Here is a 16,695-nt window from a genome sequence, read left to right on the forward strand (position 1 = left end):
GACGCTCCGCGTCCTATCCGGAATGTGCGACGCGGCACAGATCTGTGACGCGGAGCGTCACGCACGGCATTCCCACGCTGGAGCGTGAGGAACGATAATCCTGTAACTATCATGCGACGCTCCGCGTCGCATGCCGTTCTGGACGCTCCGCGTCCTATCCGGAATATGCGGTGCGGCGCAGATTTGTGACGCGGAGCGTCACACACGGCATTCCCACGCTGGAGCGTGCGGAACGATAACCGGACTATCGTGCGACGCTCCGCGTCGCATGCCGTTCTGGACGCTCTGCGTCCTCTTTACCTATGACAGCCCTGCATCCACCAGCCACTGCTCCAGCCCTTCCAGGTCGGGGATGCGCGCCACGGTTTCGCCGATCTGCACGGCAGCCAGCTCCAGTTCAGCCAGTGGGACGTCGACGTAGCTCAACTGGCTGTCGACTTTGCACGAGCGCGGAATGCCTTGGGTGAGCAACGCAATGAACCTGACGTCGTTGCGCCCACCCAGTGCGTTGAGCACTACAATCCGGGCCCGGCCACCCACGCGGGTGCGGCCTCCGCAGGCGGCTTCGAAACTGAGCAGCGGCAATGTCAGCTCACGCCAGCTGATCGGTCCCAGATACCACTCGGGAGCGCCCGGCTCTGCGCTGCAGTCCTGATAGTCGATCAACTCGGCGACCGCGACGTTGGGCAGCAGCAAATGCCGGTCACTCAACGGCAACAGCAGGCCGGTCAGGCTGGTCAGGCGACTGGTCTGGAACGTACCTTCAGACATGCACCTGACTCCAGTAAGCAATACTCTCCAGCAACACGGTTTCCTGATAAGGCTTGCTCAGGTACTCATTGACGCCCACCGCCATGGCCCGATCGCGGTGCTTCTGGCCCGAGCGGGAAGTGATCATGATGATCGGCAGTTCCTTGAGCTGTTCGTCCTGGCGGATCTGGCTGGCCACTTCAAAGCCGTCCATGCGTGGCATTTCGATATCCAGCAGCATGATGTCAGGCGTGTGCTCCTGCAACAGGGTCATGGCGTCAATCCCGTCCTTGGCAGTCAGCACATGCATGCCGTGGCGCTCAAGCAACCGGCTGGTGACTTTGCGTACCGTCACCGAATCGTCCACCACCATCACCAGCAACGGTCTGGCGTGCTCGGCTTCGTGGTAGACAGGCGCCAACCCTCTGAAAGGCAAGCCCTGCAAGGTACGAATCTGCGCCATCAAGTCGAGAATCAGCACCACACGCCCATCACCGAGAATGGTCGCACCGGAAATGCCCTGCACCCTTGAGAACTGCGCGCCAAGGCTCTTGACCACGATCTCGCGTGAACCTGCCAGCGCATCGACCTGCACCGCCACCCACTGATCCTGCAAATGCACCAGCAACACCGGCAGCGGCTGCAATTGCCCGGCGAGCCTGGGTGGACTGCTGCCCAGCAACTCGCCCAGATAACGCAGCTCGTAACTGCGTCCGCCGTATTGATAGCGCGGCGGGCTGGTCTGGTAATAGCCGTCCAGCTCATTGGCCATGACGCGCACGATGCCATCGACGGTGTTGAGCGGCACGGCATATTGCTCTTCGCCGCAGGTCACCATCAGCGCACGGTTGACCGACACCGAAATAGGCAGGCGAATACGGAAGCGCGTGCCCTTGCCAGGCACCGAGTCGATGACCATCGAGCCGCCCAGTTGTTTGACCTCGGCATGCACCACATCCATGCCGACGCCACGTCCGGAAATCTGGGTGATGATCTCGCTGGTGGAAAACCCCGCCTGCAGAATGAACGGCAAAACCTCATGGTCGGACAGATCGGCATCCGGATGGATCATGCCGCGTTTGATGGCCTTGCGGCGCACGGCTGCCAGGTCGACACCCGAGCCGTCATCGCTCAACTCGATCACCATATCGCCGCCTTCGTACATCAGCTCAAGGCTGATATGGCCCTGCTCCGGCTTACCGGCAGCGATGCGTTTTTCAGTGCTTTCCAGGCCATGATCAACAGCGTTGCGCAGCATGTGTTCCAGCGGTGCGACCATCCTTTCCAGCACGTTGCGGTCCATTTCACCGTCGGCATTACCGACCTCGAAATGGACCTTCTTGTGCAGTTCCGAGGCAACCTGGCGCACCACACGACGCAAACGCGGCACCAGGCGCTCGAACGGCACCATGCGCGTACGCATCAGGCCTTCCTGCAACTGGGTGTTGACCCTGGCCTGTTGCGACAGCAGCGTTTCAGCATCGCGGGCCCGCGCGCCGAGGGTTTCCTTGAGGTCCATCAGGTCGGAGGCAGACTCGAAAAGCGCACGCGACAACTGTTGCAACTGCGAATGACGATCCATTTCCAGCGGGTCGAATTCCTCATAACCCAGCCGCTCGGCCTGAACCTGTTCACGGCTGAGAATGCGGCCCTGGGTTTCCATATCCAGGCGACGCAATTGATCGCGCATCCGCTCGATAGTGGTTTCAACTTCCAGCAGCGCGACCTGTGAATCCAGAATCTGCTGTTCGATCCGCCCACGGAAAATAGACGTTTCACCGGCCAGGTTGACCAGGTCTTCCAGTTGCTCGGCGGGCACCTTGACCATTTCCGGCCCACTGCGCTCGACCTCGCCGTCAGCAGCAGGCGCGACGGCCACCACCGATTCAGGACCGGTTTCAAAGGCTTGCGCAACCACCGGCTCGCCCACCGGTTCATCGCTGGCCAGTCTGCGGATGCTTTCAATCAGCAGCGAGGCATCAGGCAGCGGCTTTTCGTTACGCACTGCGTCGAGCATATCGGCCAGCACATCGTGACCGCTTTGCAACAGGCTGATCATCAATGGCGCAGGTTGCAGGTTTCCGGCAGAAAGCCCTTCATAAAGCGTTTCCAGCTCGTGGGCCAGATCGCCTATCGGGGCGATTTCGACCATCCGCGCGCCGCCCTTGAGGGTGTGCAGGTCACGCAACAGGTTTTCGACTTCCAGCAGGTTGTGCGGATCAGCCTGCCAGCGGGCCAGTGCCGCGCCCGAGCTTTCGATAATGTCGAAACCCTCCTCAAGGAAGACTTCACGCAGCTCGGTGTCATGTTCGGGAAGATCTTCGCTGGCCGCTGGCGGTGCCTGCACATCAGACCCTGAGCTCTCGAGCGTACGACAGCGGCCCAGCGCTTCGATCAAGGCCGAGGGATCACTGAGCGCTTCCTGCCGATACAACTGCTCCAGCAGAATCGCCAGATGGTCGTGACTCTCGTGCAGCAGTTCGGCCAGCGCTGGCGAATGGTTGAAGCGCCGGTCGATCAAGCCTTCGTAGAGGTTTTCCAGTTCGTGGGCAAGGTCGCCCACCTCGGCCACCTCTGCCATCCGCGCGCCGCCCTTGAGGGTGTGCAGGTCACGCTGCAGTGAGGCCAGCGGCGCGGAGTTTTCCGGATCAGCCAGCCAGCGCTGTAAGGCCTGACCGGCGCTGTCGAGGATATCGACGGCCTCTTCCAGAAATATCTCGACGATCTCGTCGTCCGGGCCGGCAGTTTCAGTGTGCTCGGCCTCACTGGCCAATTGTTCGGTGGCCGCGTTGAGTTCGGTAACGCTCAGGGTCCGGTGGCCGTCGCTCTTGACCAGACCGGTCGCCGAAGGGTCCAGCGCCTGATCCAGCAACTGGTTCAAGGCACGCACGCATTCGGGACGCGGTTCGACATCCTGACCGGCAGCCACCTGATCAAGCATATTGATCAACGCTTCGTGGGCGTTCTCTGCCGCATCGAAAAAGCGTTCGCTGACCGCCAGGCTGCTTTCCTCGACCGCGCCGTAAAGGTCGAGCAAGGCTTCGCAGAGTTCATCGACCTGCGGCAGATCGGCCAGATGCGCGCCATGCCCCAGCGTGGTCAGTTCATCGAGCAACGCGCTCAGTTCCTGACGTTCGCCGGGGTGCTGACGCCAGCGCCGCAACAGGTTTTCCGCATCCAGGACGATGTCCATGCCTTCGGCCAGAAAGCCGGCAAGCAGCGTGGGATTGCGCTTGATCCGCAGGCCACTGTCCGACTCGCGCAGCACCACGGTGAGGCGCTCGTTGAGCAGCGCCAGAGCCGCTTCGATCAGCTGCGCAGCACCCGCAATGGCTGCCAGCGGGGTTGTGTCGAGTTGCTTGAGCCCGCTGTGCAACAACGGTTCTGCGCTGCGCAGCAGGGCGAGTTCGGGCGCGCCGATGTCGATAAGGTTGGCTTTGTATTCACGCACCAACTGGTCGAGCGGGCTAGCCAGCTCGGCAATCGGCAACACGCCGGCCATGTGCGCGCTGCCTTTGAGCGTGTGCAGTGCACGCAGCACAGCGTCGCTGATCGAAGGCGATGCCGATTGTTCCGCGTTGTCGAGGAAGCGACCCAGGGTATTCAGATGCCCGAGCGCTTCCTGACGGAAAATTTCCAGCAATTGTGGATCAAGCGCTTCGCCTGGCACTGGGTCAGGGGCTGCAGGCAGTACCGGCAGCTCAAGCCCATTGGCCAGCGCATGGGCACGGGCCGCCAGCAGGTCGACATCGTTACGCTGGCGCTGCGCATCCTCGGCGAAATCGCGAATCACCGACGGCAGCAGCGTCAGCACTTCGCTCATCAATTGCTGAACTTCAAGGCCCGGCAGCACATCGCCTTCCAGCACCCGGTTGAGCAGGTTCTCCACCGACCAGGCCAGTTCACTGAGGATCAGCGCACGCACCATCCGGCCGCTGCCCTTGAGGGTATGAAACGCCCGGCGCACTTCGGTCAGTGCGGTGCTGTCCCATTGGCCGCCGCTGCCCAGTGAGGCAAACCAGCGTGGCAGATACTCGCGCAGTGCATCGAGGACCTCGTCTGCCTCTTCCAGAAAGACTTCGCGCAACTCGTCGTCCACTGCCTCTTCATCTGCCGAGGGCGGCAACAGGCTGGTGGGTACGTTGCGGGCAGGCGGATTGACTGCCGACACTGGGCTGGCAAGGACCTGAGCAATGGTTTGCGCAGGGCTGACCAGCGCCTTGCGATCATCCAGTTCCAGCAACTCATCTTGGGTGATGATTTCTTCCAGCAACGGCACTTCAAGGGTGTCGGCAGCGGGTGTATAGCCCAGCCGCGCCAGGCTTTGCTGAGCCATGTCGAGGACCTGATCACCCGGCGCTTCATGGTCTTCGAGCATGCGCTCCAGATAATACTCGATGCCAGTAATTGTATCGGCCAGGCAATCGAGCTGAACCCAGCCGGGACGGGTTTCGTCCACCAGCAGGTGTTCCTGAATGTATTCGTTGCAGGCGGCCAGCAGGCTGGCAGCACGGGCCAGCGGGATCATCGCCAGCGCACCCCGTACCTGCACGATCAGCGCGCAAAGCGGGTCGAGCCGCTGGCGATCCCACTCGCCGTCGATGTAATCGAGGATCACGTCCTTGGCCTGCTGCAATACCGTGCGGGCCTCGCGAATCACCAGCTGATGAATCTGCGTCAGGTCAGTGGTCGGCAGGCGGCTTTCTTCGCGGCTGGTCTGTTCGTTGCTCCCGGCCATGCCAGCCAGGGTCGATTCGACGTAGAGCAAGGCGCCTGCAACATCCATCAGCGCGCCGTCGCTGGGCTCGCGCTGCCCCTGCGCCAGCCCCAGAACGACAGAAAGCTGATCGATGATCACCTTGCGCGGCTGACCGAAGCCAAGCACCGCCAGGGTATCGGCGATCTGCCGCAACGGCGGCAGCAGCGCGTTGAGCTCACTGACATGCTGGCGGTCACCGCGCACGAACACGTCAAGCCGTTCCTTGACCCGGACCAGCCCTTCGCACAAGGCTACGATTACCGAGCGCATGGCGTCGCGGTCCGGCCCGGCCATACGTGCGCGCTCTTCGTTGACCACATCGTTGCCGGGCAAGGCATCGGCCAGCGCGTACTGGTCTTTGAGATCGAGCATCTTCGGTGCCAGGCTGTCGGACTTGGCGATGTAGAACAGCAGGCTTTTCAGCAGCTCTTCGGGAGCCGGCTGATTGATGCCGGTCACGCCCTGCTCGGCCAGCCGTTTGAGTTCCTTGTCGGCATCTTTCAGCAGGCTGCGCAGGGCCGGGCTGTTGGTGAAGTTGCCGTTGAGCATGGTTTCGACCAGCGCCGAGGCGATTCGCCAGAGCGGCCCGAGCGGCGCGTCCTCACATAACTGCTCCAGCCGGGCAAACACCTTGGCCATGTAACCGAGCTGGGTCTGAACCCCCTGCTCGCGCATCAGGCCCGCCAGCGCCGCCTGCAAGGTCTGACGCAGCTTGCGCAGCAGGTTGGGCAATTCCGGGGTATTGCGCCGCGCCAGTTCCTGGTCATCGAGCGCAGGAACGACGACCAGTTGCGGGGCGAACAGGCTGGTTTCCGAGAGCAGACTTTCGCCCCGCGCACTGCGCAGGTCATTGAGCAGCGGCAACACCACCAGCGGCAGGTCGCGGCGCGCGGAGTGGATACGCTCCAGATAAACCGGCAACTGACTCATGGCCTGAATCAGCAGTTGCTCGGACTCCACCGGATGGCTGACACGGTTCTGCTGGACCGCCAGCGCCAGTTGCTCGATTTCCTCGGCCAGCAACGCCGCGCCGTAAAACTCGATCATCTGCAGACTGCCGTGAACCTGATGCACCAGGTTCAGACACTCGGCCATCGCCGCGCTGTTGGCCGGGTCTTCGATGAAGGCATCCAGCTCGTTGCGGGCCTGGCGCAGCGTTTCGGCGATTTCGCCCTTAAGCCATTCAAGGGCCACGTAATCGTGACGATCAGCCATGACGAGTACCGCCTGTTACCCAATCAAGGTTGTTCATTGGTTGTACATCATCCGGCTTTCTTCGATGACGGCAGGGCAAAACCCGATACCGAACGACGCATTTCGCTGGCCATTTTTGCCAGATTGCCGATGCTTTCGGCGGTGGCCGAGGTGCCCGAGGTGGTCTGCGAGGTGGTCTGCTGAATGACAGTCATGATCTGTGAAATCTGACCGGCCGACTCGGCCTGCTGGTGAGCGGCATCGGTGATACTTTCGATCAGTTCGGCCAGCACTCGGGAAACCCCTTCGATTTCCCCCAGCGCTACCCCGGCGTCCTGCGCCAGTCGTGCGCCGCGTACCACTTCGCTGGTGGTCTGCTCCATGGAGATAACCGCCTCGTTGGTGTCGTTCTGAATAGCCCGCACCAGCGTTTCGATCTGCTTGGTGGCAGACGACGAGCGCTCGGCCAGCCGCTGTACTTCGTCAGCCACCACGGCAAAGCCACGTCCGGCGTCACCGGCCATAGAAGCCTGAATGGCCGCGTTGAGGGCCAGAATATTGGTCTGATCGGCAATGTCGTCGATCAGGCTGACAATATCGCCGATTTCCTGAGAAGACTCACCCAAGCGCTTAATACGCTTGGAAGTGTCCTGAATCTGTTCGCGAATGTTATCCATGCCGTGAATAGTGTTGTGCACGACCTCGTTGCCCTTGTTGGCAATCGCCACGGAGCGCTCTGCCACCGCCGAGGACTCCGATGCATTGGTCGACACCTGATCGATGGACGCTGCCATGTCGTTGATTGCCGTCGAAGCCGCGCTGATCTGCAGCGCCTGATGCTCGGAGGCGGCAGACAACTGCATGGCCGTGGCCTGAGTTTCGGTAACGGCAGCAGCAACCTGTTCGGCCGTCAGGTTGATGGTCACCACCAGCTCGCGCAACTGGTCGATGGAGTAATTGATGGAATCGGCAATCGCGCCGGTGAAATCTTCGGTCACCGAGGCCGTCACCGTCAGATCACCGTCAGCGAGGTTTTCGATCTCGTCCAGCAGACGCATGATCGCCGTCTGGTTACGCTCGCTCTTCTGCGCGGTTTCGCGCAACTGGCGGTTGGTTTCGCGGACCATGACCAGACCGATAAGGATGATCGACATCAGCGCCAGCAAACCCAGCACATAACCACCGACGGTATTCACAGTACGGCGCTTGGCCATGTTTTCCAGGCTGTTGGTGAGTACCGAGGTTTCATCCAGCAGGGTCTGTGAGGTGTTGAAAATGTTGCCGGACGCCTCACGCACCTGATACAGCTCGGGCGAGGTTTCAAGAATCTCGTCCACCGAGCCGGACACGAACTCGAACAGCTCGGCAATTTCCGCCAGCCGTGCACGGGCATCGCGGTCTTCGACCTGGGAGATTCGCAGCGTGGCGTTGCCCTCCAGCATGCCGTTGAGCACACGACCAAACTGGCTGGCATCGCGGCCAAACGCATCGGCTGCCTGCACCGCTGTTTCGTCACCGGCCAGCACGGTATTGACCGAGCCGAGGATCCGCTCTGCGAGCAGCGCCTGACGCTGCGCAACCACCACCTGCGCAGCCGGCGCACGGCTTTGCAGAAGGCTTTCCACGACTTTTTCGTATTCGGCCTGCAATTGCGGGATGGTTTCGGCCAGTGTCGCAGCCACCTGATGCAGCGACAGAACGGTCTGTTCGCTGGCCAGAATCACATCGGTACTTTTGCGCAGCCCTTCCCAGTCGCGCTGAACAGTGCGCAATTCGTCGCGTATCAGATCAGGTGCCGCAGGCAGGCCGGTGGCCGGGTCGCCTTTTCTCAGGTAGCCCCAGCGCAGGTCGAAATCGTTGCGCGCATCGGCAAGCAGCTTGAACGCCTGGGTTTTACCGGCGGCCGCTTCGGTGGCGTTTTTTGCGATGCGCTGGGATAACACGCGCAGCTCACCGGCATGCCCGATGTACTGTTTGTCGTAGTTCGATTGGGTGTTGAGGTAGGCGAAGTTGGCGAACAGCAACATGATGAAAACGATGAGCGCGACAAACAGCAGAATAATCTGCGTCCGGCTGCGCGCGCCTTCCCTTGATCTGCCTGTATTACTCATTAATCAGGCCCCCGCCTGGATCAATTGTGAAACAAAACAAACCAGAGCCTAAGATGCCAGGTCCATGAAATCTGCAGACTGTACCAGCGCCCACGGACTGAATATCTGCCACGCCTGCTCGCGAATGAACTGCCCGCGCAAGAACGGCGCGATACCTTGATCGATGTCTTGTGATGTCTGGGGTATGAGGCTCAACTGACTGAAACGTTGCATGCCGAACACCTCATCGACCAGCAGACCAGCGAACACGTCGTTGTGCTCGACAACCAGCACCCGGCGCTGTTTGCGCGCGGGGGTCAGTTCATGACCGAAAAACCCGCATAAATCCATGAGCGGCAACAGCCGGCCGCGCAGATTGGCGATACCCGCCACCCAGAACTTCACGCCCGGCATCACCGCATGATGAGGCTCGTGAAGGATTTCGGCGATTTCGCCGATAGGCGCTACGAAACGCTGCTCACCCATCCGGAAACCGATGCCGACCCAATCCTGCTGATGAGCTTCCTGCAGCGGCAGGCCCGCCGCCAGCGAACGACAGCGTCGATCCATATCAAGAAGCAGTTCAAAGGCGGTACGTGGCTCGGCCATGGCGATTCCGGCAATCAGCCGGCCAACACCGCATTCAGGGTTTTCATCAGGGTTTCTTCATCCACCGGTTTGGTCAGGTAATCCCGCGCGCCCTGGCGTTTGCCCCAGACCTTGTCAGTCTCCTGATCCTTGGTGGTGATCATGATCACCGGGATCATGCTGGTGTCGGCATCCTTGGTCAGCTGACGCGTAGCCTGAAAGCCGTTGAGCCCGGGCATGACGATGTCCATCAGCACTGCGTCGGGTTTTTCCTGACGAGCCAGAGCCACGCCATCAGCGCCATTTTCGGCCTTGAGCACTTCATGACCGTGCTTTTCCAGCATGCCGGTGAGTTTGTACATTTCAGTCGGCGAATCATCGACGATCAATATTCGAGCCATGGGTGTTCCCCGTCAGATTACGAGCGCGCCACATCGGGCGCGGGCGTCATGATATGTGTTGTTCTGCTGCAACGAAGCCCGGCACATGAGCCTTGATCGCGCTGAGCAGTTCTTCCTTGCTGAAAGGCTTTGTCAAAAACTGATCGGAACCGACAATCCGCCCCTTGGCCTTGTCGAACAGTCCGTCCTTGGAGGACAGCATGATGACTGGCGTGGACTTGAATGCGCGGTTGTTCTTGATCAGCGCGCACGTCTGATAACCATCCAGACGCGGCATCATGATATCTACGAATATGATTCGTGGGTGGTTATCGGCAATCTTGGCCAGCGCGTCGAAACCGTCTATCGCAGTGATGACTTCACAACCTGCGTTTTTAAGCAGCGTTTCGGCGGTGCGGCGAATGGTCTTCGAGTCATCGATGACCATGACTTTCAAGGCGGAGGCGTGTTGTTCCATAGCTGCTCTTCCATCGCCGCAGCGAATTTTTGCGCATTCTGCGAGGCACTGGGAGCCTGACGGTATCGCTTCATTGATCCACAAGGATCGAAAACCGGATGCCGAGCCTTTTTAGCATACTCTCCAGACTCAATCCATAAAGCGCACCGTGGCGGGCCTGCCCCTTGACCGGGAGCAAACGGAACGCCACCCTGATGCCAATTTTACGGCCGTTGCGGCCCTTACCGATCAGAGGATATTGCCCATGAGCGTTCGCCTAGGGATTGTCATGGACCCCATTGAGCGCATTTCCTATAAAAAGGACAGCTCGCTGGCCATGCTCCTTGCCGCACAGGAACGCGGCTGGTCGCTGTTCTATATGGAACAGAAAGACCTGTATCAGGACGCTGGCCAGGCCCGCGCGCGCATGAAGCCGCTCAAGGTGTTTGCCGATCCGGCCAAATGGTTCGAGTTCGAAGCCGAAGTGGACGCAGGTCTCGATGACCTGGACGTGATCCTGATGCGCAAGGACCCGCCGTTCGACATGGAATTCGTCTACGCCACCTACCTGCTGGAGCAGGCCGAGCGCGCAGGCGTGCTGGTCGTCAACAAGCCGCAGAGCCTGCGTGACTGCAACGAGAAGCTGTTCGCCACGCTGTTCCCCCAATGCACCCCGCCGACCCTGGTCAGCCGCCGCGCCGACATCATTCGCGAATTTGCCGAAAAACATGGCGACGTCATCCTCAAGCCGCTGGACGGCATGGGCGGCGCGTCGATCTTCCGCCATCGGGCGGGCGATCCGAACCTGTCAGTAATCCTCGAAACCCTGACCGCTCACGGCACGCAGCAAATCATGGCGCAGGGCTACCTGCCCGCCATCAAGGACGGCGACAAGCGCATTCTGATGGTCGATGGCGAACCGGTCCCGTATTGCCTGGCGCGCATCCCTGCCGCCGGTGAAACACGTGGCAACCTGGCCGCAGGCGGGCGTGGCGAAGCCCGTCCGCTAAGCGACAAGGACCGCTGGATCGCCGAACAGATCGGCCCGACCCTGCGCGAAAAAGGCCTGTTGTTCGTCGGCCTCGACGTGATCGGTGAGCACCTGACCGAAATCAACGTCACCAGCCCGACCTGCATCCGCGAAATCGACAATGCCTTCGGCACCAACATCGGCGGCCTGTTGATGGATGCAATCGACAAGAAGCTGCAGGCGCGCAAGGGCTGATCAACGGTTGACGCCGCTGGCCACGGATCAAACCGTGCGCCACGGCGTCCCTTCGTCCGATCCGCAACAGAGCTTCGCCGTACATTGCGTTATCATGCGCCACCTGTAACACGACACGGATTTTGACATGCAGGCTGACGAGATGCTGAACCGCCAATGACATCCATGGCCAGAAACGACCTCCCCCTCGAGCTCGCCAATGTGGGTGTGCGTCCTGCCGATCGCCTGGGCTTTACCATGATGATCGCGGCGCTGATCCACCTCGCGGTGATCCTTGGCGTGGGTTTCACCTATGTAAAGCCGGAGCAGATCTCGCAGACCCTGGAAATCACCCTCGCCACGTTCAAAAGCGAAGAAAAGCCTAAACAGGCGGATTTTCTGGCACAGGACGATCAACAGGGCAGCGGCACTCTGGACAAGGCCGAAACGCTCAAGACCACCGAGCTGGCGCCGTATCAGGACACCAAGGTCAACAAGGTCACCCCGCCTCCGGCCAGCAAGCCGGTGGTCAAGCAGGAAGCGCCCAAGACCGCGGTCGCGACCACTGCGCCCAGCCAGCAGAAAACCGTGGCCAAACGCGATGAGGTCAAGCCCGAGCCAACCACCAAGGCCGCACCGACCTTTGACAGCGCGGAGCTGAGCAACGAAATTGCCAGCCTGGAAGCCGAACTGTCGACCGAGCAGCAGCTTTACGCCAAGCGCCCGAAGATCCACCGCCTCAATGCGGCCTCGACCATGCGCGACAAAGGTGCCTGGTACAAGGACGACTGGCGCAAGAAGGTCGAGCGGGTCGGAAACCTGAACTATCCTGAGGAAGCACGACGCAAGCAGATCTATGGCAATTTGCGACTTCTTGTGTCAATAAATCGGGACGGCTCGCTGTATGAAGTGCTGGTGCTTGAATCATCAGGGCAACCTTTGCTGGATCAGGCTGCACAACGAATCGTGCGTCTGGCAGCACCTTTTGCGCCGTTCACCGGCGATCTGGCAGACATCGACCGGCTGGAGATCATCCGCACCTGGAAATTTGCACGCGGCGACAAGCTGTCAAGCAATTGAATTTTTTGCCAACTGACACCCGACACGTACAAGTGTCAGTTGTCAGGCACGCAAGGCAACGCCAAACTAGGACTCATGAAAAAAGTCTCCCCGAGTTATCTAAAGCACCAGTTCCTGATCGCCATGCCCCACATGCACGACGAGAACTTTGCTCAGACCTTGACCTACGTTGTCGAGCACAACGCCAATGGCGCAATGGGGCTGGTGATCAACCGCCCGCAAAGCCTGACCCTGGCAGATGTACTCGAGCAACTGCGACCGGAGCTTCCTGCGCCCAAACGCTGCCAGGAAATCGCCATACATTCGGGCGGCCCGGTGCAAACCGATCGCGGCTTTGTCCTGCATCCCAGTGGACAGACGTTTCAGGCCACAGTCAATCTTCCCGGCGGGATTTCGCTGTCGACCTCGCAGGACGTGCTGTTTTCAATCGCCGATGGCTACGGGCCTGATCAAAATGTGATCACCCTCGGCTACGCGGGGTGGGACGCCGGCCAACTGGATGCGGAAATGGCTGACAACGCCTGGCTGACCTGCTCGTTTGACCCGGCCATCCTGTTCGATGTCGACAGTGAGCTGCGCCTCGATGCAGCAGCCAGACGCTTGGGCATCAATCTCAACCTCATATCGACCCAGGCAGGGCACGCTTGATGGCCGCTTTACGGCTGCTGCTGGGGATTGATTACGGCACCAAACAGATCGGCGTTGCGGTCGGTCAGGCCATTACCGGTCAGGCACGTGAACTCTGTACGCTCAAGGCGCAGAATGGCGTGCCGGACTGGGACAAGGTTCAGGCGCTGATCAACGAGTGGAAACCTGATGCGATCGTGGTGGGTCTGCCGTTGAACATGGACGGTACGCCCAGCGACATGAGCGCGCGCGCGGAAAAGTTTTCGCGCAAGCTCAACGGACGCTTTGGTGTAACCGTCTACACCCATGATGAACGCCTGACGACCTTCGAAGCCAAAGGCGAGCGCATGGCTCGCGGCGGCCAGAAAGGCAGCTATCGCGACAACCCGGTGGATGCCATTGCCGCTGCGCTGCTTCTGCAAGGCTGGCTGGACGAGCACCCCGAGCTGTTGAATGTGTGACTTTTTCTGCCTTTATCGCTTCGAGATACCCGGATTCCACGTTATCGCTTGAGCATCGCGCCACGGACCGACGCTGCCCGAGCCTCTAAGGAGCAACCATGAGCCTGCCCGATCCCGCCGAACTGATTCGTCAGATGGCCACTGACCTGAACGCTCACCTGAGCAAGCGCGGCATCAGCGACCCTCGTTTCATTGGTATCCGCACTGGCGGTGTATGGGTTGCCCAGGCGCTGCTCAAGGCACTGAACAACCCCGCTCCGCTCGGCACCCTGGACGTTTCGTTCTATCGCGATGACTTCAGCCAGAACGGCCTGCACCCTCAAGTGCGACCTTCGGACCTGCCGTTCGAAATAGAAGGGCAGCATCTGGTGCTGATCGACGACGTGCTGATGAGTGGTCGTACCGTCCGCGCCGCCCTCAATGAACTGTTCGACTACGGCCGCCCGGCCAGCGTTACGCTGGTCTGCCTGCTGGACCTGGACGCCGGTGAACTGCCGATCCGCCCGAATGTGGTTGGCGCGACTCTGTCGCTGGCACCCGATGAACGCATCAAGCTGTCCGGCCCAGAGCCGCTGGCGCTCGAACTTCAAGACCTCTCCACTGCCCTTTAAGAGTCCATTGCGATGACGCCTCTCGACGCCAAGCGCCCGCTGCAGCTCAACCATCAGGGCCAGCTGCGCCATTTTCTGTCTCTGGACGGCTTGCCCCGCGAGCTGCTTACCGAAATTCTCGACACCGCCGACTCGTTCCTTGAAGTCGGCGCACGGGCGGTGAAGAAGGTCCCGCTGTTGCGCGGCAAGACGGTGTGCAACGTGTTCTTCGAGAACTCCACCCGTACCCGTACCACCTTTGAACTGGCCGCGCAGCGACTGTCTGCCGACGTGATCACGCTGAACGTCTCGACCTCGTCCACCAGCAAGGGCGAAACGCTGTTCGATACCTTGCGCAACCTTGAGGCGATGGCCGCCGATATGTTCGTCGTGCGTCACGCAGACTCGGGTGCTGCGCACTTCATCGCCGAACACGTATGCCCGGACGTCGCGATCATCAACGGCGGCGATGGCCGTCACGCACACCCGACCCAGGGCATGCTCGACATGCTGACGATTCGTCGGCACAAGGGCGGCTTTGAAAACCTGTCGGTGGCTATCGTTGGCGACATCCTGCATTCACGGGTAGCACGCTCCAACATGCTCGCGCTCCAGGCGCTCGGCTGCCCGGACATCCGCGTGATAGGGCCGAAAACCCTGCTGCCGGTCGGCGTCGAACAATATGGGGTGAAGGTCTACACCGACCTCAACGAAGGCTTGAAGGACGTGGACGTGGTGATCATGCTGCGCCTGCAACGCGAACGCATGACCGGTGGGCTACTGCCCAGCGAAGGCGAGTTCTACCGCCTGTTCGGCCTGACCACCGCGCGCCTTGCGGCCGCGAAGCCGGATGCGATTGTCATGCACCCCGGCCCGATCAACCGCGGCGTGGAGATCGAATCGGCAGTGGCCGACGGCGCGCATTCGGTGATTCTCAATCAAGTGACCTACGGCATCGCAATCCGCATGGCAGTGCTGTCCATGGCCATGAGCGGGCAAAACGCACAACGCCAATTCGAACAGGAGAACGCCCAGTGAAGCTCAGCATCCTCGGCGCTCGCGTCATCGACCCGGTCAGCGGGATGGATCAGGTTACCGACCTGCATGTTGAAGCAGGCAAGCTCACCGCTATCGGTGCCGCTCCGGAGGGTTTCGAGCCCACCCAGACCATCGATGCTGCAGGACTGGTCGCAGCACCCGGTCTGGTCGACCTCAACGTGTCCCTGCGCGAGCCGGGCTACAGCCGCAAAGGCAGCATCGCCAGCGAAACCCGCGCGGCGGTGGCAGGCGGCGTGACCAGCCTGTGCTGCCCGCCGCAGACCAAACCGGTGCTCGACACCTCGGCGGTGGCCGAACTGATTCTGGACCGCGCCCGTGAAGCCGGTTTCAGCAAGGTGTTTCCTGTCGGCGCACTGAGCAAGGGCCTGGAAGGCGAACAACTGGCAGAGCTGATCGCCCTGCGCGACGCAGGCTGCGTGGCGTTCGGCAACGGTCTGAGCAGCTTCAGCAACACCCGTACGCTGTGCCGGGCGCTGGAATATGCGGCCACCTTCGACCTGACGGTGATTTTCAATTCGCAGGATCGTGATCTGGCCGAAGGCGGTCTGGCGCACGATGGCGCGACGGCGGCGTTTCTGGGTCTGGCGGGCATCCCCGAGACGGCCGAGACAGTGGCGCTGGCTCGCGACCTGTTGCTGGTCGAGCAAAGCGGTGTGCGCGCGCACTTCAGCCAGTTGACCAGTGCGCGTGGTGCGGCGCTGATTGCCCAGGCCCAGGCACGCGGTCTGCCGGTGACGGCGGATGTAGCGTTGTATCAGTTGATTCTGACTGACGAGGCGCTGATCGACTTCTCCAGCCTCTATCACGTCCAGCCGCCACTGCGCACTCGCGCCGACCGCGATGGTCTGCGTGAAGCGGTGAAGAGCGGTGTCATTCAGGCGATTTCAAGCCATCACCAGCCGCATGAGCGTGACGCCAAGCTGGCACCGTTTGGCGCTACGGAACCGGGCATCAGCAGCGTGGAGTTGCTGTTGCCGCTGGCCATGACGCTGGTGGATGACGGCCTGCTCGACATGCCGACCCTGATCGCTCGCCTGAGCAGCGGCCCGGCCGCCGCCTTGCGCCTGCCGGCCGGCAAGCTAAGTGCCGGTGCGCCAGCGGATATCGTGCTGTTCGACCCTGCCGCCTCGACGGTTGCAGGCGAGACCTGGCTGTCAAAAGGCGAAAACTGCCCCTTCATCGGCCACTGCCTGCCCGGCTCGATACGCTACACGCTGGTGGATGGACGGATCAGCTACAGCCGTTGAGCTTAAGGCCTCAGACTCTCGTTACCACGCTCCGCGTGGTGATGCCCTTCTGGACGCTCTGCGTCCGATCACGAATCTGTGGTGCCGCGCAGATTTGTGACGCGGAGCGTCACGAAAGGCATTCCCACGCTGGTGAACTGCCCCCCAAAAGTTGGACGGTTTTAGCTTGCCGCCTGAGCCCTGTACTTTACGGGGCTTTGGCCGTTGAG

General features: G+C 61.0%; 13 protein-coding genes. 7 read left to right on the plus strand and 6 right to left on the minus strand.

Features of this window, described 5'->3' with window-relative positions; all coding sequences use genetic code 11:
- Window positions 1-300: 300 nt before the first annotated feature.
- Genes RYC17_RS21575 through pilG form a run of 6 tightly spaced genes read right to left on the minus strand, consistent with a single transcriptional unit; the run spans window position 301 to window position 10,239 of the window.
- Window positions 301-771, minus strand: a complete 471-nt coding sequence (locus tag RYC17_RS21575) for a chemotaxis protein CheW (protein WP_002551743.1) — start codon at window positions 769-771, stop codon at window positions 301-303.
- Window positions 764-6,724 carry an Hpt domain-containing protein gene (locus RYC17_RS21580; protein ID WP_316904424.1) on the minus strand — a complete coding sequence of 1,987 codons (5,961 nt, stop codon included), beginning with the start codon at window positions 6,722-6,724 and terminating at the stop codon, window positions 764-766. The genes RYC17_RS21575 and RYC17_RS21580 overlap by 8 nt, the downstream gene beginning before the upstream one ends.
- A 47-nt stretch (window positions 6,725-6,771) precedes the next feature.
- Window positions 6,772-8,814, minus strand: coding sequence for a methyl-accepting chemotaxis protein (locus RYC17_RS21585; RefSeq protein ID WP_058399850.1), 2,043 nt, complete (start codon window positions 8,812-8,814; stop codon window positions 6,772-6,774).
- 48 nt (window positions 8,815-8,862) lie between these two features.
- Window positions 8,863-9,402 carry a chemotaxis protein CheW gene (locus RYC17_RS21590; RefSeq protein ID WP_002551740.1) on the minus strand — a complete coding sequence of 180 codons (540 nt, stop codon included), beginning with the start codon at window positions 9,400-9,402 and terminating at the stop codon, window positions 8,863-8,865.
- 14 nt (window positions 9,403-9,416) lie between these two features.
- Window positions 9,417-9,782: a twitching motility response regulator PilH gene (gene pilH, locus RYC17_RS21595; RefSeq protein ID WP_003316741.1), complete on the minus strand. Its 366-nt coding sequence runs from the start codon at window positions 9,780-9,782 to the stop codon at window positions 9,417-9,419.
- 46 nt (window positions 9,783-9,828) lie between these two features.
- Window positions 9,829-10,239, minus strand: a complete 411-nt coding sequence (gene pilG / locus RYC17_RS21600) for a twitching motility response regulator PilG (RefSeq protein WP_002551738.1) — start codon at window positions 10,237-10,239, stop codon at window positions 9,829-9,831.
- A 244-nt stretch (window positions 10,240-10,483) separates the two neighbouring features.
- Here pilG and gshB point away from each other — a divergent pair, with 244 nt between their 5' ends.
- The 7 genes from gshB to RYC17_RS21635 all read left to right on the plus strand — a co-directional run bounded on the left by gshB (window position 10,484) and on the right by RYC17_RS21635 (window position 16,486).
- Window positions 10,484-11,443, plus strand: a complete 960-nt coding sequence (gene gshB / locus RYC17_RS21605; RefSeq protein ID WP_002551737.1) for a glutathione synthase — start codon at window positions 10,484-10,486, stop codon at window positions 11,441-11,443.
- A gap of 156 nt (window positions 11,444-11,599) precedes the next feature.
- Window positions 11,600-12,502 carry an energy transducer TonB gene (locus RYC17_RS21610; protein WP_058399849.1) on the plus strand — a complete coding sequence of 301 codons (903 nt, stop codon included), beginning with the start codon at window positions 11,600-11,602 and terminating at the stop codon, window positions 12,500-12,502.
- 75 nt (window positions 12,503-12,577) lie between these two features.
- Window positions 12,578-13,150: a YqgE/AlgH family protein gene (locus RYC17_RS21615; protein WP_057422023.1), complete on the plus strand. Its 573-nt coding sequence runs from the start codon at window positions 12,578-12,580 to the stop codon at window positions 13,148-13,150.
- On the plus strand, window positions 13,150-13,590 hold the full coding sequence (gene ruvX / locus RYC17_RS21620) for a Holliday junction resolvase RuvX (protein WP_002551734.1): 441 nt from the start codon (window positions 13,150-13,152) through the stop codon (window positions 13,588-13,590). Before RYC17_RS21615 ends, ruvX begins: the two co-directional genes overlap by 1 nt.
- 98 nt (window positions 13,591-13,688) lie before the next feature.
- Window positions 13,689-14,201, plus strand: coding sequence for a bifunctional pyr operon transcriptional regulator/uracil phosphoribosyltransferase PyrR (gene pyrR / locus RYC17_RS21625; RefSeq protein WP_002551733.1), 513 nt, complete (start codon window positions 13,689-13,691; stop codon window positions 14,199-14,201).
- A 12-nt stretch (window positions 14,202-14,213) separates the two neighbouring features.
- Window positions 14,214-15,218, plus strand: a complete 1,005-nt coding sequence (locus RYC17_RS21630; RefSeq protein WP_004666454.1) for an aspartate carbamoyltransferase catalytic subunit — start codon at window positions 14,214-14,216, stop codon at window positions 15,216-15,218.
- Window positions 15,215-16,486: a dihydroorotase gene (locus tag RYC17_RS21635; protein ID WP_316904427.1), complete on the plus strand. Its 1,272-nt coding sequence runs from the start codon at window positions 15,215-15,217 to the stop codon at window positions 16,484-16,486. The genes RYC17_RS21630 and RYC17_RS21635 overlap by 4 nt, the downstream gene beginning before the upstream one ends.
- Window positions 16,487-16,695 lie beyond the last annotated feature (209 nt).

It is taken from the genome of Pseudomonas syringae group sp. J248-6 (assembly GCF_032586995.1).
Classification (GTDB): domain Bacteria; phylum Pseudomonadota; class Gammaproteobacteria; order Pseudomonadales; family Pseudomonadaceae; genus Aquipseudomonas; species Aquipseudomonas amygdali.

What these genes read in the sequence shown, in the direction of transcription:
- RYC17_RS21585 (WP_058399850.1), bottom strand. Translation starts at nt 8,814, where the DNA reads ATGAGTAATACAGGCAGATCAAGGGAAGGCGCGCGCAGCCGGACGCAG.
- RYC17_RS21590 (WP_002551740.1), bottom strand. Translation starts at nt 9,402, where the DNA reads ATGGCCGAGCCACGTACCGCCTTTGAACTGCTTCTTGATATGGATCGA.
- pilH (WP_003316741.1), bottom strand. Translation starts at nt 9,782, where the DNA reads ATGGCTCGAATATTGATCGTCGATGATTCGCCGACTGAAATGTACAAA.
- ruvX (WP_002551734.1), top strand. Translation starts at nt 13,150, where the DNA reads ATGGCCGCTTTACGGCTGCTGCTGGGGATTGATTACGGCACCAAACAG.
- RYC17_RS21610 (WP_058399849.1), top strand. Translation starts at nt 11,600, where the DNA reads ATGACATCCATGGCCAGAAACGACCTCCCCCTCGAGCTCGCCAATGTG.
- RYC17_RS21580 (WP_316904424.1), bottom strand. Translation starts at nt 6,724, where the DNA reads ATGGCTGATCGTCACGATTACGTGGCCCTTGAATGGCTTAAGGGCGAA.
- RYC17_RS21575 (WP_002551743.1), bottom strand. Translation starts at nt 771, where the DNA reads ATGTCTGAAGGTACGTTCCAGACCAGTCGCCTGACCAGCCTGACCGGC.
- gshB (WP_002551737.1), top strand. Translation starts at nt 10,484, where the DNA reads ATGAGCGTTCGCCTAGGGATTGTCATGGACCCCATTGAGCGCATTTCC.
- RYC17_RS21630 (WP_004666454.1), top strand. Translation starts at nt 14,214, where the DNA reads ATGACGCCTCTCGACGCCAAGCGCCCGCTGCAGCTCAACCATCAGGGC.
- pilG (WP_002551738.1), bottom strand. Translation starts at nt 10,239, where the DNA reads ATGGAACAACACGCCTCCGCCTTGAAAGTCATGGTCATCGATGACTCG.
- RYC17_RS21615 (WP_057422023.1), top strand. Translation starts at nt 12,578, where the DNA reads ATGAAAAAAGTCTCCCCGAGTTATCTAAAGCACCAGTTCCTGATCGCC.
- pyrR (WP_002551733.1), top strand. Translation starts at nt 13,689, where the DNA reads ATGAGCCTGCCCGATCCCGCCGAACTGATTCGTCAGATGGCCACTGAC.